This is a genomic window from Pirellulales bacterium (genome assembly GCA_019694435.1).
Classification (GTDB): domain Bacteria; phylum Planctomycetota; class Planctomycetia; order Pirellulales; family JAEUIK01; genus JAIBBZ01.
The window spans coordinates 83,010-105,265 of record JAIBBZ010000010.1 but is presented as its reverse complement, the minus strand read 5'-3'; the positions used below and the strand labels follow the sequence as shown (position 1 = coordinate 105,265).

The window sequence follows — 22,256 nt, the reverse complement described above, 5'->3', positions numbered from 1 at the left end:
TCCGGGCGGGCAGCGGCCCTGAAGGAGCACCGATCGAACCGGCCCTCCATCGAAACTGGTCCCCAACGGATCAGGTAATCCCCTAGCGAACCCTTTGCAAAACGACGTGCGTGCGGTTGGATCACCGCGCGAAGTTTTGCCGCCTGCGAAGGAAGAGTGAAGGAACCGACATGAGAAAGATTTTCCTGCCCCTTGCAACGTTCGCCCTGCTGTCAGGTTTGACGATGGCGTCGACGGTTCAGGCGGCCGAGGCCGTTGGTCTGAAGCCCGAAGTGGCCGGCGCCGCCGAGGCCGCCTCGCCTATCGGCATGAAGATCGACGGCTTCAAGCTCTTGGACTACCGCGGCAAGGATCACAGCCTGGCCGACTATGCCGACCACCAGGTGCTGGTCGTGGCGTTCCTGGGAGTCGAGTGCCCGCTGGTGAAGTTGTACGCTCCGCGGCTGCAGGAAATCGCCAATCGCTTCGCCGACCAGGGCGTCGCGGTCATCGGCATCAACTCGAACCGTCAGGACCCGCCGACCAAGATCGGCGCGTTCGCCCAGCGGTCTGGCGTCGAGTTCCCCATTCTGAAGGACCCGGACAACGCGGTGGCGGACCAGTTTCACGCGATCCGTACGCCGGAGATCTTCGTGCTCGATCGTGATCGCGTCGTGCGCTACTGGGGCCGCGTCGACGATCAATACGGCTTCACCACCGGCGTCGGCTACGGCAAGAAGGAAATTACCCGCGAAGACCTGATCGTCGCCCTTGAGGAAGTGCTCGCGGGCAAGCCGGTCAGCGTGGCCGTGACCCCGGCGCCGGGCTGCCACATCGGACGCGTTCCGAAGGTTTCGCCGCACGGCGACGTGACCTTCTCGAATCAGATCGTCCGCATCATCAACAATCGCTGCGTGCAGTGCCACCGCGAGGGCCAGATCGGTCCGTTCGCGATGACCAGCTACGACGAGATCGTCGGTTGGGGCGAGATGATTCGCGAAGTGGTGAACGACAATCGCATGCCGCCCTGGCACGCCAGTCCCGAGTACGGTCACTTTGCCAATGATCCGCGCTTGACCGAAGAAGAAAAGTCGTTGATCTCGACTTGGGTCGCCAACGGCATGCCCGAGGGCGATCTCAGCCAGATGCCGTCGCCGCCTAATTTCGGCGAGGGCTGGGGTATCCCCACGCCTGACGCGATCTACTACATCGACGAACAGCCCTACCAGGTGGCCGGCGAAGGTGTGATCGACTACCAATACTTCGTCGTTGATCCGGGCTACACCAAAGACGTCTGGCTCAAGGCATTCGAATGTCGGCCGGGCAACTATGCGGTCGTGCACCACATCATCGCCTTTATTCAGGAGCCGAGCGGCAAGCGGACCCCGGTTCCGGCCTACGTGCCCGGCAAGGATGCACCGCTACCGAGCGAAGTGAACGGCCAATACGTGGGCTCGGGTGACGAACGCGGTTCGGGTGGCGCGACCTCGGCACGACGTGGCGCTCAGATCGGCTATGCCCCGGGAATGCCGCCGGCAAATTACAAAGACGGGTGGGGCCTCCGCGTCCCGGCCGGCAGCAAGTTCGTGTTCCAGATGCACTACACAGCCGCCGGCACCGAGCAGCCCGACCGGAGCTGCCTGGGCGTCGTGTTTGCCGATCCGAGCACGATCAAGCATGAAGTCCAAGGCGGCGTGTGCGGCACGGTCTCGTTCGCCATTCCGCCCAACGATCCGGACTACGTGGTCACGGCCAAGCACCGAATTCGTCGCGATACGCTGCTGGTCGGCTTTATGCCGCACCTGCACGTGCGTGGCACGGCCTTCCGCTACGAAGCGGTCTACCCGGACGGCCACACCGAGATCCTGCTCGATGTGCCGCGCTACGACTTCAATTGGCAGTTGTGGTACGAGCCGAAAGAGCCGGTGCTGCTGCCCAAGGGCAGCAAGCTGATCTGCACGGCGCACTATGACAACTCGGAAGACAACGTCTACAACCCCGATCCGTCGGCCGAAGTCGTCTTCGGCGAGCAGACCTGGGATGAAATGATGTTCGGCTGGTACGTGTGGATCGATCCGCATGACAACCCGCAAGACCGTGCGCAGGGCCTGGCCGGAGCCACCGAGCCGGACCAAGCGCAAGAGATCGCTGTCGACGAGGCGACCGAAGGTTCGGGCGACTGAGAAGTCCAAGCCACCAGGCTCGAGAGGGCGCGGGCCCACTCGGTCCCACATCCCTGGACCCGAATTATCCAAGCCCCAAACACTCGAGCCGCCCCGGACGATTCCTCGCCCGAGGCGGCTCGGAGTTTTTGTTGGGGGCGGCATGGCAAGCAATGCCGCCGGCCGCGAGCCGGTGCGGCTTACTTCACCTGCGACTTGAGCGCCGCCAGGGCCGCGTCGTAGTTCGGATGCTCGGCGACTTCTTTCACCGTTTCGGCGTAGACGACCTTGCCGTTGGCGTCGAGCACGAACGTGCCGCGGGCCAGCAATTGCAGCTCCTCGATCAGCATGCCCCACGAGCGGCCGAAATTGCGATCGAAATAATCACTGCAGCTCATCAGATTGGTGATTTGCTCGGAACCGCAGAAACGGTTCATCGCGAACGGCAGATCGACGCTTACCGTCACGGCATTGATCTTGTCGCCCAGGCTCGCCAGCTCCTGGTTGAATCGCTTGGTCTGCTGCTGGCACACCGGCGTATCGAGTGACGGGACAACGCTCAGCATCGTTGGCTTGCCCTTGAGCGTTTCCAGCGTGACCATTTGCATGGCCCCGTCGGCAAAGCGGCGCAGCGAGAAATTGGGCGCCTGCTGCCCAACCTTCACTTCGTCGCCGGCCAGGGTCATCGGGTTGCCCTTGAACGTTACTGCTCCGCTTCGTGACATCGCTTGCAAATCCTTGTCGAAGGCCGTGATTGATGGAGGGTGCCGAGGTCGGCCTCCGCGATCGGGGAAGCCAAAACCTCAACGCGAGTTGACATTATTCCGCTGCTCGCGCGGCTTAGCAAACCGCTCTGCTCCGGCGTCGATGCGGAGGGCGCTCCCCCGCGCGAAGGCGGAGCGCATCTACTGACCGCAGTGGATGTTCGCGATAGCATGCGGAGAAAGACTTGTATGGTTGAGCAGAATGCGTATGGTGAAGTGGTCGCACCAATCTTCGGTCCGCGACCACCCCAGCGGGTGCTCTTCCCCCTGACGCATGGAGTGTCGGCGATGACTCAGGTCGTAAGCAATTGGCAATATGCCGTCGACCGGGGGCCCGATTGGCTGTTCGTGCGGCTGCTTCCCGTGGCAGATGCCCCGTGCGCGGGCGACGGTGTAGCCGACGATATTTGGCGCCTGGCCCAGCAGCACCTCGTCAGCCGCGTGGTGCTCGAAATGGACCAGGTGGGCGTCTTGCGCAGCGAATTGATCGGCCAGTTGGTGCTGCTCCACAAGCGCATCGCCGCTCAAGGCGGCCTGCTACGGCTGTGTGGGCTGAGCACCGCGAATCAGTGCGTCCTGCAAGCGGCCAGGCTCGACACGCGGTTCCACAACTACGCCGACCGCGGCGCGGCAGTTATGGGCCATCGCCCGAGCAAGCCGCGCTAACACCGGTTCGGCGTGCAACCGGGCGTCCAGATGAAGAAGCACGAGCGGTGCGAGACCGCGATCAGACCCACTCGACTTCGAGCTGGTTCTCGATTTCGCCGATCCCGTCCACCTGGCGAAGCGCTTCTTGCGCCATCTGCTTGTGGAAGTAGGAAGCCACGGTGCCCTTAAGGGTCACGCGGCCGTTCTGCGACTCGATGCGCAGATTGCGCCGGGCCAGGTAGGGATTGCGCGAGGCGATCTCGTCGAGCCGTTCATCGAGACAGGGAGCGTCGAGCATCTTGTTCATGGGGATCGGCGGGGTGGGCGGTGGGGCAGGAGATTCGCGGCGGCAGCGTGCAGGCACCGTCGGGTCCTTCGATCAATCGGCAGGCGGCGGGAAGCGGGTAAAGTCTAACCGTCAAGAAAGCCGGAGCGGTGCCGCAAGGCCGGGCCACTTTGCCGGATATGCGGCCCATAACGGCATGATTCGGCGGCTCTTGCCGCACGCTACCAGGGCAACGCCATCAGAGTCGCGATGCTGGCTGCTCCCAAGAGCCATCGGACGAGGGCCAGCCGCCGCTCGAAGTGTTTTTCGGACTGCGGCGAAGCGAGCACCCGACGCAGCCGGTTCGCGCGCCGGGCCAGCCCGTCGTGCTGCCAGGTCGCCCGATTTGCGGCGCCCGAGTGGGCCACCAAACGCTCGAGCGTGGCGAGATAATCCTCGACGGCCTGATCGAGCCCCGCCGCCGGTGTCGTCGACACGGGGCATGCGGCCAGCCGCTGCGCGGCCAGGGCACGGCAAGCAAAGGCGTCGGCCTGGATCTCCAAGGCCCGGGCCAGACGGCCGATGCCGAACCAGACATACAATCCGCCCAAGACGGCGATCCACACGATGGTCATTCCCGTCGCGTTGGCCGGCCATTCGGCCTTCAGGCCGGCGACGGCCGCTCCCACGGCCGCAAGACCCACCGGTGCGAACACCGCGCAGGCCCGCGACAATAGGTGCCGGTAGCGCAGATGCCCCAACTCGTGCAGGAACACGGCCTCGATCTGCTGCGGTGCGAGCGTGGCCAGTAGCCCGTCGCTGAGAAACACAAACCGACAGCCGGGCACGATGCCGGCGACCGCTGCGTTGACGATTCGGCGATCGCTCTGCCAGACCAGCAATCGATCGATGCGCACGCGGCTGGCCGCGCACAACTCGAGCAGGCGTTCCTTGAGCGGTCCCTCGGAAAGCTCCGCCGTGGGCCAGACCATTCGCAGCAGCCAGGGATAGCCCAACACGAGCAACGCCAGGAACATGCCGCCGGCAATCACCAGCGCGGCATTCGTCAGCGGGCCCGGCGGGAGCCAACCCAACAGATCGGACGCGGCCGCCGCCAGAAGTACCGGCACCGCCACTGGCAACACTTGCTGCCGCAGGTTCCGGACCAGGTAGCGTAGACGCGAATGGTGCCCCGGCGATGGAATCCCGCAGCGCGCGGCGCGGCGGGCGAGGGCCTCTTCGACGCGATAGGTGGCCGCCCACAGCAAGAGCAAGGGCCCCAGCACCGGCAGCAGGATCAGCAGTTCGTCGGCCAGCACCCAATCCTGAAGGCCGAATCGTTGGCGAACGATCTCACCCCAGCCGGCGGCAAACGCTAGCGCGACGACCGAAATCAGCCAGAGCGCATGTGCCCTGCCGCGCCATCGTTCAAAGCGATCGAGCAAGGGGCCCGAGGCGACCGATGGGGCCGAAACCCCGCGAGCCGTCCATGCGGCCGCGGCCATGGCAACGAGCGGCGCCGCCATCGCGGCGGTGCCCACAAACAGCAGCCGGTTGGCCAAGCTACCCCAGGCAAACTCTGGCGGGAATTCGGCCGCCACGAGCGCGAGCAGAATTGCCAGGGCGATCGAAAGGGGCATGCGAAGCTCGCCATCACGCAGCGCGGAAGTTATCCGGGGCAAACGGAACTTCGGTCGCCCAAAGTACCAGCGTAATTGCGCTACCGCGGGCCACCAATCGCCAGGGCAGGCCTACCCCCGGCATCCTCGGCCGTACAGCGCGGAATGCGGCGAGAGCGGATTACCAAGCCTATTTGCCACCGGCCGCACCGCCCAGATTGGGGGCCGGGAGATTCTTCGTCAGGTCACCCATCGCATCGCTCATCGGCTTGGCCATCAGCTGTAGCAACAGGCTCGGCCGGGCCGCGGTCTCGACCTTCGGTTCCTCCGCCGGCGCAGGCTCGGCTGCCGGGTCTGCAGCGGGCGTGTTGGCCTCGTCCTTGGTGGGCTCTGCCGCCGTCGTCTGTTCGGCCGGCGTCGCAGCCGGTGCCTCGGCCGAAGTCTCGGCGGCGGCCGGGGCCGAGGGTGCCTGACCCGGAGTGTAGGCGGGCGCCTCCGTGGCCGACGCCTGGTTGGCGCTCGAGTCCGCCTTCGAGCAGCCCGAAACGGCGACCGCCAGACACACGCAGCAGCACACCCACCCTAGCCTGATCATCGGATTACTCCGGAGAAGAAGGTTGATTCGCGCGTGTCAGCCTACCATCCACGCCGGCAGTTCGCCAGCAGCGGGCAATTTCACGACCCGTGCGCTGGTGATGTCCGGTGTGGCGAGCACGTCATTGATCGCGGCCTCGGGGGGCAAGGTGTCGAGATTCAGCACGCCGATCGCCTCGCCGCCGGGTGTTTCCGAGGCGCGGCCCACCGACATCTGGCCGATGTTCACCTTGTGATTGCCGAAAATGGTGCCCACTTTGCCGATGATGCCGGGCACGTCGCGATGCGTGAACACGAGCAAGACGCCGTCGAGATAGGCCTCGAGGCGATAGTCGCCCAGCCGCACGAGCCGGACGAGCTTGTTGCCGAAGATCGTGCCGGCCGCCGTATAGGTCTTCACGTCGGTGACGACCTCGGCTGTGATCACACTGCTGAAATCACCGCGGTCCGAGCGGCTTTCCTCGGCCAGGTCGATGCCGCGTTCGCGGAGCAATACCTCGGCATTGACGATGTTCACTTCTTCTTCGAGTGCCTTGCTCAGCAGCCCGGCCGCGAAGCTCGCCGCCAGCAGCTTCGTGTCTTTGGCCGCGACGTCGCCGCGCACGACGAGCTTGCAGCGCTTCGCGGCGCCGCGATTCATCTGGGCGTGCAACAGGCCCAACCGGTAGGCCACGTCGAGATAGCCGCGCAAACCTTCGAGCAGCTTGGCATCCAAGGGGGTCATGTTGACCGCGTGCCGGATGGTGCCCTTGGTGAGGAAGTCGACCAGCAAACCGCAGCCTTCGATGGCGACGTTCGCCTGAGCCTCTTCGGTGCTCGCCCCGAGGTGGGGCGTACAGACCACGCCGGGCATGCCGAACAGCGGGCTCGACGTGCACGGCTCCTCGGCGAACACATCGAGCGCCACGCCGGCGATTCGCCCGCTCTTCAGCCCTTCGACCAGCGCCGCCTCGTCGTAGATGCCGCCGCGGGCACAGTTGATCAGCCGCACGCCGGGCTTCAGCACCGCCAGCTCTTCCATGCCGACCAGGTTGCGCGTGGCATCGGTCAGCGGGGTGTGTACGGTCAAGTAATCGACCTGCGGAAGCATGTCGCGCACCGAAGCGATGCTCTCGATCCCCAGCTCCTTGCAGCGCTCCGCGCTGATGAACGGGTCATAGCCCAGCACGCGCATCTCGAACGACTTGGCCCGTGCCGCCACGGCCTGGCCGATGCGGCCCAGCCCGACGATGCCCAGGGTCTTGTCGGCAAGTTGACTGCCCATGTACTTGCTGCGTTCCCACTTGCCCTCGACCAGGCTCTGGTACGCCGGGTGAATCGAGCGGCTCAGGGCCAGCATTAGGGCCATCGTCTGCTCGGCCGTCGAAACGGTGTTGCCCGCCGGGGTGTTCATCACCACGATGCCCTGCCGCGTGGCGGCCGGCAGGTTGATGTTGTCGACGCCGACGCCGGCCCGCACGATGACGCGCAGCCGCTTGTTGCCCACGAGCGACTCGGGCGTGATCTTCACGCCGCTGCGACAAATGGCCCCGTCGAACTCGGCCAGCGCTGCCCTCAGCTCTTCGCCCTTGAGGCCCGTTCGGGTCTCATGCTCAATGCCGGCCTGGGACAGGATTTCCAGGCCCTCGGCCGAAAGTTTGTCGAGAACGATCACACGGGGCATCGGAGGGTCTCGCCTGCAGCACTCAAGGGAAACAAATTCAACAACACGCGCAACGGGGCTGCCTGTTCGGCGGCCAGAAAGCGGGAATTGTACCCCTGCCTGCCCAGATTGACGATGGGGGGTGCGGCAGAGAAGCCGCCACCGCCGTGGCGCGGCGACGATCGATGGCCGCAGTTACAGGCGGCGTTTGACTTAACGCGTCGTGGTCGCTGGGGGCGTCACCACGGTTTGCGTCGTCGCCGGCGGAGTGACCAAAGGCGCCGTCGTCGGCGTCGCGGTCAAGGGCGAACTGCTAAAGGCCTGTTGCAAGGCAGCCATCCGCGCCTGCACCTCGGGCTGGAAGCGATCGTACCAGAGCGACCGCTGATAGTCGGCCAACGCCTGGGCCGAGTCGCCCAGGTCTTCGCGAATCTTTCCCAAGGAGGCCAACGCAGCGGCGTTGTCTGGATCGGCGGCCAGGGCTTCGAGCAGATATTGCTTGGCCGCTTCGCGATCGCCCGACTCGACGAAGAGCCGCGCCAATTCGATCTTCGGCTCGGCCATCGTCGGATTGCGCTCGACCCAGCCCTCGATCAGCCGAAAGGCCTCGGCCTGCCGCGATTGTTCCGTGAGTAAGACGGCCAGGCCCCGATAGCAATCGCGATGGTTGGGATCGCGGTCGAGGCACTGGTTGTAATAGCTCTCGGCGAGTTTCAGTTGCTCGGGGTTGTTCTGCAATTTGCCGAGCTGGTGGTAGCTCGCGGCCAGGTTGTAGTAGCCGTCGGCGTTGTTCGGATCGCTGGCCACGGCTTGTTGAAACCGCGTGATCGCTTTGTCGTAACTGCCTTGCGACTGCAGACGCACGCCGTCGGCGTTCTGCCCGTGCGCCACGACTCCGCATCCGGCCGTGGCCAACATCATCAAGGCGGCGCACGGCAACAGCGCCGCGCGGTCATGGTGCGACGGTTGATAACAGAGCTTCACGACATCGACCTCCTGTCAGGGCCAGTCGCCTTGGTACGCCCCTCACGCGTTGGCATTCCGTCGTGCTGAAACGCACCCACCGCCAACGTCATCGTCGCGCAAGGCCCGATGACAATCGGGGCGGAGAATAAACACGCCGCGGCTGCGACACAAGGCGAGTCGCAGCCGCGGCGCGGGAGGCTCGCGGCAGGAATTGGTCGCATCGCGGCGTACGCATGCGGCGGCATGGTAGCGGCGATGCGCTAGCTAGGCCGTGGCTTCGTCGACGGTGGTCAACTCCGGATTTGCGTCGACCTCGGCGGCTTGCGGTTGTTTGACGTAACCCAGGCCGCGAATCACCTCGAGCACCTCGCTGCACGTGGGAAACATCCGGCCGCTGGTCCGTTTGTAGAGGTCCATGGCCCGCATGAATTCGATCTCTTCAATCGTGTATTCGCGTTCGCAAGTCGTGGGGTCGATCTGGCGGCGGCGCTGCACCTTCTCGCGGCGCTCGCCCTGGCGTCGCTCGACCGCGACAGGGGCATCGGCCCCGCGGCGGTCCTTGTCCTTCTGGTTGCGGCGCTCGCTGCGACCGCGACGATCCAGTTTCAATTCCGAGGTGGGCTTCTTGGTGGGCACGGGAGGCGGTTCCTGGGGGCATGGGGAGGGAGAAACCGGGGTCGGGCTTCCATGACCCTCACCGCTGCTGGGGGCAGGCGGTTGCCTTCAAGGCTGCGAGACACACATCGACGCGGGACGTTGTGAAAATACAACGCCTAGAAAAAATAGCTGGTTTTTCGCGACGATGCGGTTCCGGCAAAGATGACCGTGTGCGCAAAGATGCCGGCTGTAGAGAAGGTACGCCCGCAGATTCGGCAGAACCGTCACTTAGCGTGACGCAGGCCCGGCGCTGGGCACGACCGTGGGGGCGGCAGTTGCGCGAACCACGCCCGCCGGGTTCGGCGGGTCCATCGACAGCACCAACGAGCCGCTCAGGGCGTCGCCCTGGAACTTGGTTGCCAGGACGATGGTTTCAGCCAGGGCCAACACGTCGTCGAGCCGTTGCAGGCTGCTGTTGACCTGCCGCGTGGTCATGCCGCGCGCGACCCCCAGCACAAAGCGAATCACCTCGGGGCGCTCGTCCAGCAGCTGTCGCATCCGGGCACAATCGATGTACACCACCTGGCTGGCCTCGGAGAACCGCGGACCGAGCAGCTTGCGCAGGTGTTCCTGGGCCCCGAGCGACTTGGCCGGGTCGACGGCCGTCGCTTCGAGCACGGCTTGACGCGAAGTGCCGAGCGTGAAATAGCCCTGGTGCACGGCGAACGCCGGGACCAGTCCGGCGGGCAAGAACCGCATGCCGGTCAGCGACGTGACGCGGACCCCGTTGATTTCTTCTTCGAGGACTGCGGCGCCTTTTTGCCCCTTGGGCAGGCGGTTGTTCAGAAAGTTTACGGCCACGTTCATCGCCGAAACCAGGCCGGACTGTAGGACCTCGGCCACCTCGGGCTGGTCCGAATTTGCCGGCCGCGGCTTGGTCTTTACGTTGACGACCCAGCCCGGCTCGGCGCGGCGGGCATCGGGCCCGCGCAGATCGCGGAGGCTGATGTTGATCTCCGGGCCGAGCTGCGGGAGCACTTCTTCGAGCACGTCCATGCCCATGAACATGCTCTGGGCGATGTCGCGGAACTCGTCCAGCTGCTCGACTCGGTCGTCGCCCTGCGATTCGATCGCGGCGTTGACCAGTTCACCCAGGTCGACCTGCAGTGCCGCGGCAAAAATCGCGTCTTGCGGAATGTGGTCTAAACCGTCCGCCCCGCCCTGCAAACCGCTGATCGCCTTCGTCAGCCGTTCGCCCAGCTTGACGGGGTCGAACTGCACGTGCGCGTCGACGCGCAGCCCGTGATCCAGGTCGATGGCGGCCACCGAGTAACTGGCCGCTTTCCAGACCTGGTTGATGGTGTCGCGCGCGGTGAGCAGGTTGTCGACGTTGTCCTCGACGGTCGCCAGCACGGCTCCGTCCCAGACACGCGGGTTCATGAAGACACGAATCGCGGCCTGCGGATCGATCTTGGTGATCGCTTCTCGATAGGCTGTTTGACGGCTCAAGTCGTTGGTCGATTCGCCGGCCTGTAGCTCCAGGGTGCGGCGCATCAGCGCCTCGGAATTGGTCAACACGGCCGTGTTTCCGAGGCTGGTCAAAAACACCTGCAGTGTCTCGTCCCCGTGCTGCAGCGGCCGCGCGCGGTAGGTCAGCCCGGCATGTTGCCGAGCCTCGGCGAGGGGCTTGACGCCCGCAGGGTTGGCGGGCGGGCCCATGGGACTGAGGGCATTCAAGAACCGCTCCAAGAGCGCCCGGTCGCTGGCCTCGAGCAATACCAGCCCGACCCCGTCACCCCATTGCTGCTCCTGTTCGTCCGTGGCTTGCAACCCGGGGGCGTCGGCGGGCCAGGCCGCCATGACCACATGCTGCCCGAACAGCTTGCTGCTGAACTCATCGGTGGGCACGCCCAACGCTGCTGCCATGCGATCGGCAATCTCGGTCAATTGCAGGCCGTTGTCTTCGACCCACTCGGCCAACGGCGGGAACTTGGTCAGGCGGTCGAACAGCGGATTGCTGAAAATGCGCGTGCCATGCTCCTGCATGTTTCGCAACTCGATGCAGACGCCGACGTCGTCGGGCACCAGTTCGACGAGCGACTTTCCGGCTGGTTCGTCCGCTCGACAAGCAGCAGCGCTGCCGCAGATGAGCGCAATGGTTGCCAGGCACGCGGCAGCAAAGCGAAGCATGAAAACCCGGTTCGTCATCTAGCGATGGCCCCTGCCCCGTCGCGGCAACACTTCGCAGACTGGGGGTAGCAAAGACTCGTGAAACGCAACATCTGGCCCCAATGGCGGCGTCGGGCTCAGTCTAGTTCGCACCACAACACAACGCTCTGCGCCGGGACGCCTGGCGGCTTGCCACGAATCAGGAGCTCGGAGGAGTTTCGATTTCCGGAACCAGGTCGAGCAGGAAGCTGAAAGCGCCTTCGGTCGATTTGCGCACCGGACGGAGCCCCCGGCCCAACTCCTCGACCCACTCGGTTTGGGGCAAGGCATCGTCCTTCTCTGGTTGCGCGGCAACGTCGGCTGCCGGAGCCTGGTCGCTGTCGGCGGCTGGTTCTACCTGCGGAGCAGCCTGCTGGGGCGAGGTTGCCAAGGCGCCCGGCAGCAACAGTGCCAACTGGCTCAAACTTGTACCGGTCGTGTGCAGAAATTCTTCGTATTGCTCGCCGCTGTTGGCGATGAGTTGGCGGAGCGACGCTTCGGCAGCCATCTGGTTGGGAGCCGCCGCATCCGCCGGAGCAGATTCCACCGCACCAGAATCCGCTGTCGCAGGCGTAACGGGTGCCGGCGCGGACGCGTTCTGCGCGACACCAGTCTGCGGGGCATTTGCCAGCCGTTCCGGCCGATTGCCCGGCGCGGGCATCGAAAGCCAAGCGGCCAACGCTACGACGGCCGCCACGGTGGCCAAGCCCATCGCCCAGCGCAAAGTCTGTCGCGCGGTGGTCGACGGCTCCGCACTCCGGGGTTGCAATTCTTCACGCCGCAGATCGACGAGCACGCGCGTGGCGAGCGTCGGCGAAGCCGTGGGGATCTCCAGGCGACGAACGCCTTCGAGCAGCAACTGGAACGATTGCATCAGTTCGTGACAGGCCGGGCATGAACGCGCATGGCCACGCAGAGCGCTCTCCGCTTCGAGGGGCCGGCGCTCGTCGAGCGTGTCCTGTAGCCGCAGTTCGAATTCGTCACAGTTCATTACTGATCTCCTCGACCACGCCGCGGCGCCGCAGGTAGTCGGCCATTTCACGCCGAGCCCGGTGGACCCACGTCTTGACCGTCCCCAGGGGGCAGCCGAGCGCGTCGGCGATCTCCTGGTAGCTCAACTGCTGCTCGTGGAACAGCAGAAAGGCCTTGCGGTATTCGTCCCTCAACTCGGCCAGTGCCAACTCGACCTCTTCGGCCAGCTGCCGATGGGCCCCCTGATCGGGGCTGTCGTCGGCCAGCTCGCTGGAAAGGTCTTTCGACTGGGGGCGGCGGCTGCGGGCTGCCAGCCAACTGCGGCAACGATTGCCTGCAATCGCCAGCAGCCAAGGCCGGAAGTCTCGCTCGGGATCCCAGCTTTTCAGGCTGCGGAACACCCGGACGAACGCCTCTTGCGTGACGTCCTCCGCGTCCTGCCGGTGCCGCAACATGCGGTAGCACAGGCCGAATACCTGGCCGCGGAAGCGCTCGACCAAATCGACACGGGCCGACTCGTCGTCGGCCAGGCACCGCTGGACCAGATCACGGATTTCGTCCGACAAAGGGCCGCTCCCCCGATTGGAGCCGCTCCAGTCTATAGGAGACTACCCATTCGACGGGTGGCTGGTTTCGGGCAGAATGTCGCAGGCCAGACCTGGGGATTTCCCCCATAGAGGGGCATCCCTCAAGGAGTTGCCGCAGCCAGCCAAACTACTTCATCACGTCGTGAAAAACGTCGCGCAACTCGCGCAGACCGGTCTCTTCCAGCCGCTTGCCGCGTTTTTCCAGCCGCTCGGTCACCTTGATCACGGTTTCCTGCATCCGGGCGTGCGTCTCCTGCGAGCCGCCTACGAGGAAGACGCTGTCCCCCCGGGTGATGCGGGTATGGCCGTCCGTACCGTCCAATCCGAGCCCCAACAGTGCCGTGCGCGGCTGGTCTTTCTTGGCAGATTTCACGGGCGGGAATCCATCGCAAGGCGTGTGGCCGCCGCCGGACCAACCGATATCCACCGGTTGCGGCGGTCCTTGATTATACGCAGGATCAGCGTCCGGCACCCGTCCCTGCCGCCGAGCCATCGCTTTGCAGGAAACGGATCAGGCTGGCCGTATCGGCCGGGGACAACAAATCGAGCAGGCCGTCGGGCATCAGCGACAGGGCCGACTCTTCTGTGGTTTCGACATCTGTGACCGCCAACGTCAACCGTTCCGTAGCGGTTTGCACTTCAATCGACTCGGCGGTCCGCTGGACGATCACACCCTGGACGACACGCCCGTCGCTGAGTTCCAAGGTGGACATACGAAACGCCGGCGCCAGGCTGGCGCCCGGGTCGACGATGTTTTCCAACAAATAGTCCAGATTGGCCCGTTGGGCTCCCGTCAGGTCGGGTCCGATCTTGCCGCCGCTGCCGAACAACGTGTGGCATTTGGCACACAGGCGTTCCCAATGACCGCGTCCCGCTTGCATGTCGGCCGCGGCCAATTCTGCGCCCTGCAATTGCTGCTTCAGACGGGCGATGTGCGCCTGCTTGTCGGCAGTCACGGGGCGCAGCTCGGGCCATGCCTGGCGCAGCAGCTCGGCGACGCGCGGGTCGGCAAACGATTGCATCAGCCGCACGTCGGCCAGTGCGACGTCGTCGCGCGCGATGTTGCCGGCAACGACACGCTCGAGCAACAACACGGCCGACGCGGGTCGGGCGGCAAGCACCCCGAGAGCCGCCTCGCGCGCCGGGGGAATCAGATCGCCGAGCCGGGCCAGAATCGCAGCTCGCGCTTCGTTCGGCGCCAGCGCGCCCAATCCACGGACCGCTTCGGCGGCGACGTCGTGGTCGGCCAGCAGCGCCGCGAGCAGTTCGAGCGTCCCGGCGGCGTCGGTCTCGACGAGCGAACGGATCGCGTCGCGTCGTGCAGTGGCGTCGGCGCTCGTGTCGCGCGCCAAATCCTGCAGTTCGGCCACGGCCAGGCCATCGCCGAAGACTGCGGCCAGGCGGCGGACGAGCGCTGCCTGGCCGGCATCGGCGCCGCGTAGCACGCGTTCGGCAGCCGCGTCCCACCCCTGCGGTTTCGGGGCCCGGCGGCGGCCATGCAGCCCTTGGCCGATGCCCGGCAACAAAACCGTCGCGTTCGGCTCGCCACCTGCGATCGCAGCCAACAGGATGTCCAGACCTTCATGGCAGGCGGTCGGATAGCCCTGCGCCACGCGCCGCGCGACGAGCCGCGCCAAGCGCGGGATGCGCGTCTCGACCGCCAGTTGCGCCATCGGCCGCGGGGCCAAAGGCACGAGCGGCTCGACGGCGTACCACAACATCAACGGGTACACCCGATCGTCGGCCAGCTCGCCGCGGGCGACCAGCGGCTGAAGCACAGCTTCCCGGCGGTCGAGCGGCAGACGGCCGGCCGCTGATGCCAGGTGTACGAGGACCAGGCCGGATGTTTCCGTCGAGGCCTGCTTCGCCAGGTCGTCGATTGCCGTGTCCGACGGCGGTCCATGATCGACCAACAGCCGCACCGCCCAGACGCGCAGATGTTCGTCCTCGGCTGTCGCGAGCAGGCGGCACAACCGCGGTTCGTCGACGCCGCCGGTGACGTGCAGCGTCCACAAGGCCCTCAATCGATGTTCGACCGGCGCCGTCGATTCGAGCAGGGCCAGGCACTCGTCGCGCGCCTCGGCAACCGGTTGGCCCGCCTCATGGCGGAATTGCAGGACGCGCTGTGCCCAGCGGGCGTGCCAGATATTGTCGCTGCGTAACTGCGCGACGAGTTCGGGATTCGACAGCCGGTTGAAGTCACCCGGCGACTTGGACTTCCGCTTGCCGTAGGCGAGCCGATAGATGCGCCCCGAGCTGCGGTGCACGCCGTCGCGCTCGTGGCATTCGCCGACGTCGGACCAATCGGCCAGATATACGGCGCCGTCCGGACCGTTCAAGAGGTCGATGCCGCGAAACCAGGGATCGCTCGTCGCGAATAGGTCTTCGCCGTGCCGGGCCACGTAGCTTGCGCCGACGCGTTCGAGCCGATCGCAGTTCAACTGGTGGCCGTGTAGATTGACGGTATACAGTCGATCGCGATAGGCGGCCGGCCAGTTGCCGCCTTGATCGATCAACAGGCCCGAATGCGCGTGGCCGCCACCGGCCGCGGCGGTCGTGGATGAGGTGCCCTGGCGGATCTGGTGCCACGGTTCGGTCGTGTCCCAGTGAAAGTGATCGGCCGTCTGGTCGATCAATTCGTATGCGTAGGGGTTCGGATCGGCCCCGAACATCCGCTTGAAATGTGCGCCGGGCACCACATGCCAGAGGTGACCGATCACGGTGTTGATGAAGAACAACTCGCCGTGGCGGTCCCAATCGTGTCCCCAGGGGTTCGTGGTCCCGGTGGCGACGACCTCGAAGCGGCCGCTGCGCGGGTCGAAACGCCACATGCCCGGGCCCATCTCGACGCGCTCCGTGGGCAAGGCTCCCGGGCGGCCGACGTGCGCGGTGTGCGTGATCCCATTGCGGCCGTAGAGCCAGCCGTCGGGTCCCCACTTCAGCCCGTTGGCAAAGTTGTGCCGATTCGCCGCGACCAGATCGAAGCCGTCGAGCGCCACTTCCGGATCGCCGTCGAGGCGATCGTCGTGATCGCGATCGGGTAGGAACAACAATCGCGGTGGACAAAGTGCCCAGAGGCCGTCGCGGCCGACTTCGATGCTCGTCAACTCGTAAGCCTGGTCCCAGAACACGTGCTGTTCGTCGGCGCGGCCGTCACCGTCGGTATCGATCAGGCAGACGATGCGATCGCGCAGCGCGGCTTCGTCGTCGCGGTGTTCGATCGTGTAGGAGTTGTTTTCGGCAACCCAGAACCTACCTCGCGCGTCGGTGGCGATCGCAATCGGCTGGCGTACGAGCGGCTCGGCGGCGAACACTTCGACGCGAAATCCCGGCGGCGCCTGCATCAACGCCGCGGCCTGCTCGGCCGTGGCGCGGGGTGGCGGGTCTTGTTGCGTGTCGGGCGCCTCAGCCGCGAACAACCCGGGGCCGACGCCCAAGGCGACCCACGCGCACGAGGCAACCAGACATCGGCGGGCCAGACGTTCGACGCGCACGCCACCGTTCTCCCGGAGTGCTAGTAGAAGGTCGAGGCGCGACCCCGACTTTGGATTCCGGGGAAGATCATGGACCCGGGCGCCGGTGGCTGCAAGCCGTCGGCCGTCGGCCGGCAACTCGATCGGCGCGAGCGATGCGGCCGTCTAACGGCGATTGAAGAACTTGCGCAAAGTCTCGGCAGCCGCGGAGCCGCTGTCTTTGCCCTTGGGCGCGGCCGGCGGCATCTTGCCCATCGGCTTGGGGGCCGCCGGTGTTGCGGGCGTAACTCCCGATTGCGAGATTTCTCGCGTCGGGGCGTCGGGCGCAATGGTGGCTGCGTCGGTCCCGGGGTCTACATTCACAGGCGGAGTGTTGACGGGAAGGGTCGGCATCGCGGGGATCGACATCGTGCCCCCGAGGGCGATTTCTTCGGTTTCGGCATCGCGAATGTTGACCGTTTGCGACGTCGATTCCGTGGCGGGTTCTGCCAGCCATTCGTCGATGTCGGAGCCTCCCGAATTGCCCGCGGAGGCGTTCTGCGCCGTACGCGCGGCGGCTTCCTTGATACTGTGCACGGCAGGACGCTTCTTCGCCGGCGTCACCGCGGCCGGCCCAGGCGAAGTGGCTCCTTTCGCCGCGGTCACGGGTGCCGCAGGCACGGCGCTGGCCGTCACCACAACGTCGAACTCGAGCGGACCCACCTTCAGGGTGTCGCCCGTCTTCAGTTCGCATTCGCCGGCAATGCGGTTGCCGTTGACGTAGGTGCCGTTCTTGCTGCCAAACTCCCGGACGACGACGAACCCCTCGTCGCACAGGATGGCGCAATGGTGGCGACTGACCAGATCGCTATTGGGCCGAAGATGACAATCTTCGGCGCGGCCAATGATGAATTTGGAGCCTGGCAGTCGAATTTCCTGCCCGGCCGCCTTGCCCGCCTTGACCTTGAGCTTGACCTCCACCATGTCGTTTCGTCTGGCGCAATGCATGCGCCTTAGCGCTCCTCGGGACGACGGCCTCGAACACCTTCCCTTTGCGCCAAGCTGCCGCAGCAGCAGAAGTCCGTGATCGCCGCGCGAGTCCCCACTGGCGACGAATCACTACGGCGTTTGCCGCTCCCCACTTCCGCGTTCGGCTGAGGCTCCCCGGGAGCCTCCTTTGTCAGCATCGGGTTACGATCAACGAACCTTCAGACCAACCCAAACTGCGATTCAACCAACAAATGACAAGCGAAAATGATGCCGTGCGAACAGGTTCGTCTGTAACCGATGCCGGATAAACGAATTATGGAGTGCCACAGTCGGCACTCAACCCCCACGATCTGGGGCAGTCCAGGCGGTCTGGATGATATATGGGCGACCACCCGAATCAACCTTCGGATGATAGTCCAAGCGGTCGAGAAAAGTCAAAAAATTTCGGCAGAGATCGTCATTCACGTTCGCCGCCGACCGCCGCACAGGCAGCGCGTCACTCGTGCACATAGGCCCAGTTGCCGATCCGCTCGAGCGAGCCCCCGTAACCATACTCGGGGTAGTTCTGTTTGGGGAAGTAGAGCATCTGGTCGAAGTTCATGAAGCCCACGGTGGTCTCGACCAGCAACACCCAAGGGTTACCTCCGTACTCCTTGGGCGTGCTCGAGTCGCAGCGATATTCGTAGTCGGGGTAACGCGACATGCCTGTCCAGGGAATCGACGGCAAATACTTGGGCACCAGCTCAGCCAACGCCGCCGGCGGGCGACCGTTGACGCGTTCGTACGTCGAAATGGCCGTGACGAGCTCTTGGCTTCGCCGGCTGAACGCGTCGAGTCCAAGCCTGCGCAAGGGCCAAAGAACACGAGTGGGAAGGAATGTGCATACGACGAGTAGCAGGGCCGCATGCACATAGAGCCGCACTCGCTGCCCTGACGCGTCCCACTTGCCCGATAGGGCAAACGCCAGATAGATCGCCCCGACGATGGGCAGCGTCAGCAGTGCGCCGGTAGCCGCGAACACCACGATCACATCCAGGAGGAAGTAATCCCAGAGTCGGAACGGTTGCGTCGCCAGCCAGCTCGAAACCGGCAGAATCGCCAGCGGCGATGTGGCCACCAGCAGCGACAGTCGCTTGACCTTCGGGGACATCCCCTCAGCGTAAGCGATTCCACCTGGTAGTCGCGTATTTTGTCGTCGCCAGACGTTCGGCGGCCGTAAGCTCGCGAGAAGTCCAGCGGGCAATCTGCCAGCGCACGGCCAGCGCCGCGGCGAGGCCCGTTTGCCAGCGGTCGATCAGTTCGGCGACCGGCAATTCGCGGCCGGTCAGCTCCGCAATGCCGGGCACGTTTGGGGCCGCAACCGAGGCCCGCAGCAGGATGCTGCCGTGCTGAAGCACCGCATCGGCGAGGCGCCGCTGAGCGCTGCCGGCGATCTTGGCACCGCCCAACAGCACGTCGCCCACCGCCCGGCGTTCGAAACACAGAAACGGTTGCTCGGCTGCGGGGCCCTCGGTCGCGATGGCCGACATCTCGGCCGGCACGTCCAAGCTCGCCAGGGTCTCGATCAGCGTGCCGTGGATGGCGCGGTAGAGCGACATCGCATCGCCGGCCAATGGGTGCCCCGCCGGAACGACGAAGCTGTAGGTCAACTCGGCGTCGTGGACGATGGCCCCGCCACCGGTGGGTCGCCGTACCAAGGCGCAGGCGGCGCTCGGCCCGTGCTGCGTGCGCTCATCGTGATGCTGAAAGTAGCCGAGCGAGACGGTCGGCTCGGCCCACTGGTAGAAACGCCAGGCGGGCAGCGGCGCCTGCGGCCCCGGCTCTGCTGCACCGGGCTGCCCTGCCCCGCGCGTCGGTCCGGAGCCTGCCGACACCTCGTCGAGCAGCAACTCGTCGAGCGCCATGTTGAACGCCCCGGCGAGCGGCGGGTCGCGAAACAGCCGGCAGTCGTAGGGCGGAGTCAGGGTTTCCAAACGAGCACGGGCTCTTTCGCGGCGCGCACTTCGTCGGGCCGGCTGATCGTGGTGGTATGCGGCGCCTCGTGCAACAGCTCGGCCGGTTCTTCCGTGATGCGGAACAAGGCCGCGGCAAACGCGTCGAGCGTCTCGCGGCTTTCGGTCTCGGTGGGCTCGATCATCATCGATTCGCGGACGACCAGCGGAAAATACACCGTCGGCGCATGGAATCCGTAGTCGAGCAACCGTTTGGCGATGTCCATCGCCGAGATGTCTTTATCGGCCTTGAGCCGCGCGGCCGAAGCGACGAATTCGTGCATGCAGCGGTCGCCTTGCGGCACCGGCAGAATGTGCTTCACCTTGGCCAGCAGATAGTTGGCATTCAGCACGGCTTCTTCCGAAACTCGCCGCAAGCCCTCGGGCCCGTGCGTGTGCAGGTAGGCATAGGCGCGAATCAACACGCCAACCTGCCCGAAGAAACACCGCACGCGACCAATCGACTGCGGCCGATCGTGCTGGAGATGAAAACGATTGCCCTGCCTGACGACGACCGGCGATGGCAAGAACGGCTCGAGAAAGTCGCGCACCGCGATCGGCCCCGCGCCGGGACCGCCGCCGCCGTGCGGGCCGCTGAACGTCTTGTGCGGGTTGAAGTGCATCATGTCGGCCCCGAAATCGCCCGGCCGCGTGATGCCCAGGATCGCGTTCATGTTTGCGCCGTCGAGATAGACCAACCCACCACGCTGGTGCACGGCCGCGGCGATCTCGACAATCCGCGGCTCGAACAGCCCCAGCGTGTTCGGATTGGTGATCATCAGCACGGCAATGCGATCGTCGAGCTTGCGGGTCAGGTCGTCCCAGTCGACGTGCCCGTCGTCGGTGCTGCGGACCGTTACCGCTTCGAACCCGGCCATCGCAGCACTGGCCGGATTGGTGCCGTGGGCACTGTCGGGCACGAGCACCCGGGTGCGCTCCTGGCCGAGGTGGCGAAAGTAGGCCGCCGCCACGAGCAGGGCCGTCAACTCGCCCTGCGCGCCGGCTGCCGGCTGCAGCGAGACGGCCGGCAACCCGGCGATCTCGGCCAGCATCTGTCCGCAGCGATAGAGCAGCTCGAGCATGCCCTGCAGCGACGATTCCGGCTGGTAGGGATGCAATTGCGCAAAGCCCGGTAGCGCGGCGACCCGCTCGTTGCGCTTCGAGTTGTATTTCATCGTGCACGAGCCGAGCGGGTAGAAGTGCGTGTCGACCGACATGTTCTGCGTCGACAAGTTCACGAAATGACGCACGATGTCGGGCTCGGCCAGCTCGGGCAGTGGCGGCGGGCCTTCGGCCAGCGCGTCGGCCGGCAGCAGCTCGCCCAGCGCGTGTTCCGGCACGTCGCACGCCGGCAGGATGTTGGTGCCCCGGCCGGGCTTGGAAAGTTCGAACAGCAGTTGCGTGGCGCGGGTATTACGCATGGGCCGGCGCGGTCTCCCGTGTGGCTTGGGCCAGCGTCGTTGCCAGCCGGTCGATCTGGGCCCGGGTGCGCTGCTCGGTGACGGCCACCAGGAAGCAATCGGACATCTCCGGGTACCATTGCCCCAGCGGCACGCCGGCGAACACGCCCTCGTCGGCCGCTTCGGCCAGCAGGTCGGCGACGCGCCCCTGCGCGTCGCGGAGGACGAACTCCTTGAACGTCGGCCGATCGAAGGCCAGCGAAAACCGTTCGCCCGACGTGATGCGCTCGATCGCGTCGCGCGACTTGTTCAGGCACAGCGAACCTAGCGCGCGCAGGCCGTGCGGACCAAGCAGCGACAGGTAGACCGTGGCCCGGAGGGCGAAGAGCCCCTGGTTGGTGCAGATGTTGCTCGTGGCTTTCTCGCGGCGGATGTGCTGCTCACGGGTTTGCAGCGTCAGGACCCAGCAGCGCCGGCCGCGGCGATCGACCGTTTGTCCCGTCACGCGGCCTGGCATCTTGCGCAAGAACTGCTCGCGGCAGGCCAGGATGCCCAGGAAGGGACCGCCGAACGACATCGGTGTGCCCAGCGATTGGCCCTCGGCCACGACGATGTCGGCGCCGTAGTCGCCCGGACGCTTGAGCACGCCGAGGCTGAGCGGGTCGACGGCCACAACCGCCGCGGCGCCGACTTCATGTGCGACGCGCACCAGTTCGGCCGTGTCTTCGACGCAGCCGAAGAAGTTGGGCTGCGCGAGCAACACGCACGCGGTGTTCTGGTCGAGCGCGGCGGCCAGGTCGGAGGGCGTCAGCGTGCCGGTGGGGGTTCCCACCGTGACCAGCTCGACGCCCAGGTTTTGCAGATAGGTCCGCAGGATCGCGCGGTACTCGGGGTGGACGCCGGCCGACGTGACGACGCGCCCTTTCTGACGCGAGGTCGACAGCGCCATCAGCACGCCTTCGGTCGCCGCGCTGCCGCCGTCGTACAGGCTGGCGTTCGAGACGTCCATGCCGGTCAATTGCGTGATCAGCGTCTGGTATTCGAAGAAGGCCTGCAAATTGCCCTGGCTGGCCTCGGGCTGATAGGGCGTGTACGAGGTGTAGAACTCGCTGCGCGAGCCGATCGCGTCGACGACCGCCGGCACGAAATGGTCGTAGCAGCCGCCCCCGAGAAAGCACACGGCATCGGTGGCCGAGCGATTGGCCCCGGCCAACTCGGCGAGATGCGAGGTCAATTCCAGCTCGGACAGTGCCGGCGGCAGATCGAGTGCCCGCTTGAGCCGCAGCTCGTCGGGCACCATTGCGAACAACTCTTCGATCGAGCGGACGCCGATTGTTTCGAGCATCGCGCGCCGATCGTCCTCCGTGTTGAGAAAATATGCCATACGTTGCCGTTCCCTGAGTCTCCTTAGCGGAACCGT

General features: G+C 65.6%; 18 protein-coding genes and 1 pseudogene. 2 read left to right on the top strand and 17 right to left on the bottom strand.

The genetic code is table 11. From position 1 onward, the window contains the following. Positions 1-170 precede the first annotated feature (170 nt). Positions 171-2,162, top strand: a complete 1,992-nt coding sequence (locus tag K1X74_10335) for a thioredoxin family protein (GenBank protein ID MBX7166731.1) — start codon at positions 171-173, stop codon at positions 2,160-2,162. Between the two features lie 179 nt (positions 2,163-2,341). On the opposite strand, the gene tpx is transcribed toward K1X74_10335, so the two are convergent. Continuing rightward, positions 2,342-2,866, bottom strand: a complete 525-nt coding sequence (gene tpx / locus K1X74_10330) for a thiol peroxidase (protein ID MBX7166730.1) — start codon at positions 2,864-2,866, stop codon at positions 2,342-2,344. A gap of 327 nt (positions 2,867-3,193) precedes the next feature. Here tpx and K1X74_10325 point away from each other — a divergent pair, with 327 nt between their 5' ends. Next, complete coding sequence (locus K1X74_10325; GenBank protein ID MBX7166729.1) at positions 3,194-3,571, top strand: hypothetical protein; 378 nt, start codon at positions 3,194-3,196, stop codon at positions 3,569-3,571. A gap of 61 nt (positions 3,572-3,632) precedes the next feature. On the opposite strand, the gene K1X74_10320 is transcribed toward K1X74_10325, so the two are convergent. From K1X74_10320 to gcvPA, 16 genes and pseudogenes are all read right to left on the bottom strand, one after another. Then, positions 3,633-3,851 (bottom strand): BON domain-containing protein, encoded by a 219-nt coding sequence (locus K1X74_10320; GenBank protein ID MBX7166728.1) that lies wholly within the window; start codon positions 3,849-3,851, stop codon positions 3,633-3,635. 209 nt (positions 3,852-4,060) lie between these two features. Next, positions 4,061-5,458, bottom strand: coding sequence for a M48 family metalloprotease (locus K1X74_10315; protein MBX7166727.1), 1,398 nt, complete (start codon positions 5,456-5,458; stop codon positions 4,061-4,063). A gap of 169 nt (positions 5,459-5,627) precedes the next feature. Continuing rightward, positions 5,628-6,032, bottom strand: a complete 405-nt coding sequence (locus K1X74_10310; protein ID MBX7166726.1) for a hypothetical protein — start codon at positions 6,030-6,032, stop codon at positions 5,628-5,630. A 36-nt stretch (positions 6,033-6,068) separates the two neighbouring features. Further along, entirely contained in the window at positions 6,069-7,694 is a 1,626-nt protein-coding gene (gene serA, locus K1X74_10305; GenBank protein MBX7166725.1) for a phosphoglycerate dehydrogenase, read from the bottom strand. 192 nt (positions 7,695-7,886) lie between these two features. Further along, the gene (locus K1X74_10300) at positions 7,887-8,657 is read right to left on the bottom strand and encodes a tetratricopeptide repeat protein (GenBank protein MBX7166724.1); all 771 of its coding nucleotides are present in this window, start codon (positions 8,655-8,657) and stop codon (positions 7,887-7,889) included. A gap of 312 nt (positions 8,658-8,969) precedes the next feature. Further along, positions 8,970-9,242 (bottom strand): annotated as a pseudogene (locus K1X74_10295) (hypothetical protein). A 282-nt stretch (positions 9,243-9,524) separates the two neighbouring features. After that, positions 9,525-11,426, bottom strand: coding sequence for a DUF3352 domain-containing protein (locus K1X74_10290; protein MBX7166723.1), 1,902 nt, complete (start codon positions 11,424-11,426; stop codon positions 9,525-9,527). Positions 11,427-11,604: 178 nt separating this feature from the next. Next, entirely contained in the window at positions 11,605-12,435 is an 831-nt protein-coding gene (locus tag K1X74_10285; GenBank protein MBX7166722.1) for a hypothetical protein, read from the bottom strand. Beyond that, positions 12,425-12,982 (bottom strand): RNA polymerase sigma factor, encoded by a 558-nt coding sequence (locus tag K1X74_10280; GenBank protein ID MBX7166721.1) that lies wholly within the window; start codon positions 12,980-12,982, stop codon positions 12,425-12,427. Before K1X74_10280 ends, K1X74_10285 begins: the two co-directional genes overlap by 11 nt. Positions 12,983-13,130: 148 nt before the next feature. Continuing rightward, on the bottom strand, positions 13,131-13,376 hold the full coding sequence (locus K1X74_10275) for a hypothetical protein (protein MBX7166720.1): 246 nt from the start codon (positions 13,374-13,376) through the stop codon (positions 13,131-13,133). An 85-nt stretch (positions 13,377-13,461) separates the two neighbouring features. After that, on the bottom strand, positions 13,462-16,497 hold the full coding sequence (locus tag K1X74_10270) for a hypothetical protein (GenBank protein MBX7166719.1): 3,036 nt from the start codon (positions 16,495-16,497) through the stop codon (positions 13,462-13,464). Between the two features lie 144 nt (positions 16,498-16,641). Continuing rightward, positions 16,642-17,439: an FHA domain-containing protein gene (locus K1X74_10265; GenBank protein ID MBX7166718.1), complete on the bottom strand. Its 798-nt coding sequence runs from the start codon at positions 17,437-17,439 to the stop codon at positions 16,642-16,644. 502 nt (positions 17,440-17,941) lie between these two features. Next, positions 17,942-18,595, bottom strand: coding sequence for a hypothetical protein (locus K1X74_10260; protein ID MBX7166717.1), 654 nt, complete (start codon positions 18,593-18,595; stop codon positions 17,942-17,944). A 4-nt stretch (positions 18,596-18,599) separates the two neighbouring features. Further along, a complete protein-coding gene (locus K1X74_10255) occupies positions 18,600-19,418 on the bottom strand; it encodes a hypothetical protein (protein ID MBX7166716.1) in 819 nt (272 codons plus the stop codon). Beyond that, the gene (gene gcvPB, locus K1X74_10250; GenBank protein MBX7166715.1) at positions 19,406-20,857 is read right to left on the bottom strand and encodes an aminomethyl-transferring glycine dehydrogenase subunit GcvPB; all 1,452 of its coding nucleotides are present in this window, start codon (positions 20,855-20,857) and stop codon (positions 19,406-19,408) included. Before gcvPB ends, K1X74_10255 begins: the two co-directional genes overlap by 13 nt. After that, positions 20,850-22,220: an aminomethyl-transferring glycine dehydrogenase subunit GcvPA gene (gcvPA, locus tag K1X74_10245; protein ID MBX7166714.1), complete on the bottom strand. Its 1,371-nt coding sequence runs from the start codon at positions 22,218-22,220 to the stop codon at positions 20,850-20,852. Before gcvPA ends, gcvPB begins: the two co-directional genes overlap by 8 nt. Between the last annotated feature and the right edge of the window lie 36 nt (positions 22,221-22,256).

Coding starts and splice junctions, on each gene's coding strand:
- tpx (MBX7166730.1), bottom strand. CDS start 2,866: ATGTCACGAAGCGGAGCAGTAACGTTCAAGGGCAACCCGATGACCCTG.
- K1X74_10320 (MBX7166728.1), bottom strand. CDS start 3,851: ATGCTCGACGCTCCCTGTCTCGATGAACGGCTCGACGAGATCGCCTCG.
- K1X74_10310 (MBX7166726.1), bottom strand. CDS start 6,032: ATGATCAGGCTAGGGTGGGTGTGCTGCTGCGTGTGTCTGGCGGTCGCC.
- serA (MBX7166725.1), bottom strand. CDS start 7,694: ATGCCCCGTGTGATCGTTCTCGACAAACTTTCGGCCGAGGGCCTGGAA.
- gcvPB (MBX7166715.1), bottom strand. CDS start 20,857: ATGCGTAATACCCGCGCCACGCAACTGCTGTTCGAACTTTCCAAGCCC.
- K1X74_10285 (MBX7166722.1), bottom strand. CDS start 12,435: ATGAACTGTGACGAATTCGAACTGCGGCTACAGGACACGCTCGACGAG.
- K1X74_10325 (MBX7166729.1), top strand. CDS start 3,194: ATGACTCAGGTCGTAAGCAATTGGCAATATGCCGTCGACCGGGGGCCC.
- K1X74_10260 (MBX7166717.1), bottom strand. CDS start 18,595: ATGTCCCCGAAGGTCAAGCGACTGTCGCTGCTGGTGGCCACATCGCCG.
- K1X74_10265 (MBX7166718.1), bottom strand. CDS start 17,439: ATGGTGGAGGTCAAGCTCAAGGTCAAGGCGGGCAAGGCGGCCGGGCAG.
- K1X74_10290 (MBX7166723.1), bottom strand. CDS start 11,426: ATGCTTCGCTTTGCTGCCGCGTGCCTGGCAACCATTGCGCTCATCTGC.
- gcvPA (MBX7166714.1), bottom strand. CDS start 22,220: ATGGCATATTTTCTCAACACGGAGGACGATCGGCGCGCGATGCTCGAA.
- K1X74_10335 (MBX7166731.1), top strand. CDS start 171: ATGAGAAAGATTTTCCTGCCCCTTGCAACGTTCGCCCTGCTGTCAGGT.
- K1X74_10315 (MBX7166727.1), bottom strand. CDS start 5,458: ATGCCCCTTTCGATCGCCCTGGCAATTCTGCTCGCGCTCGTGGCGGCC.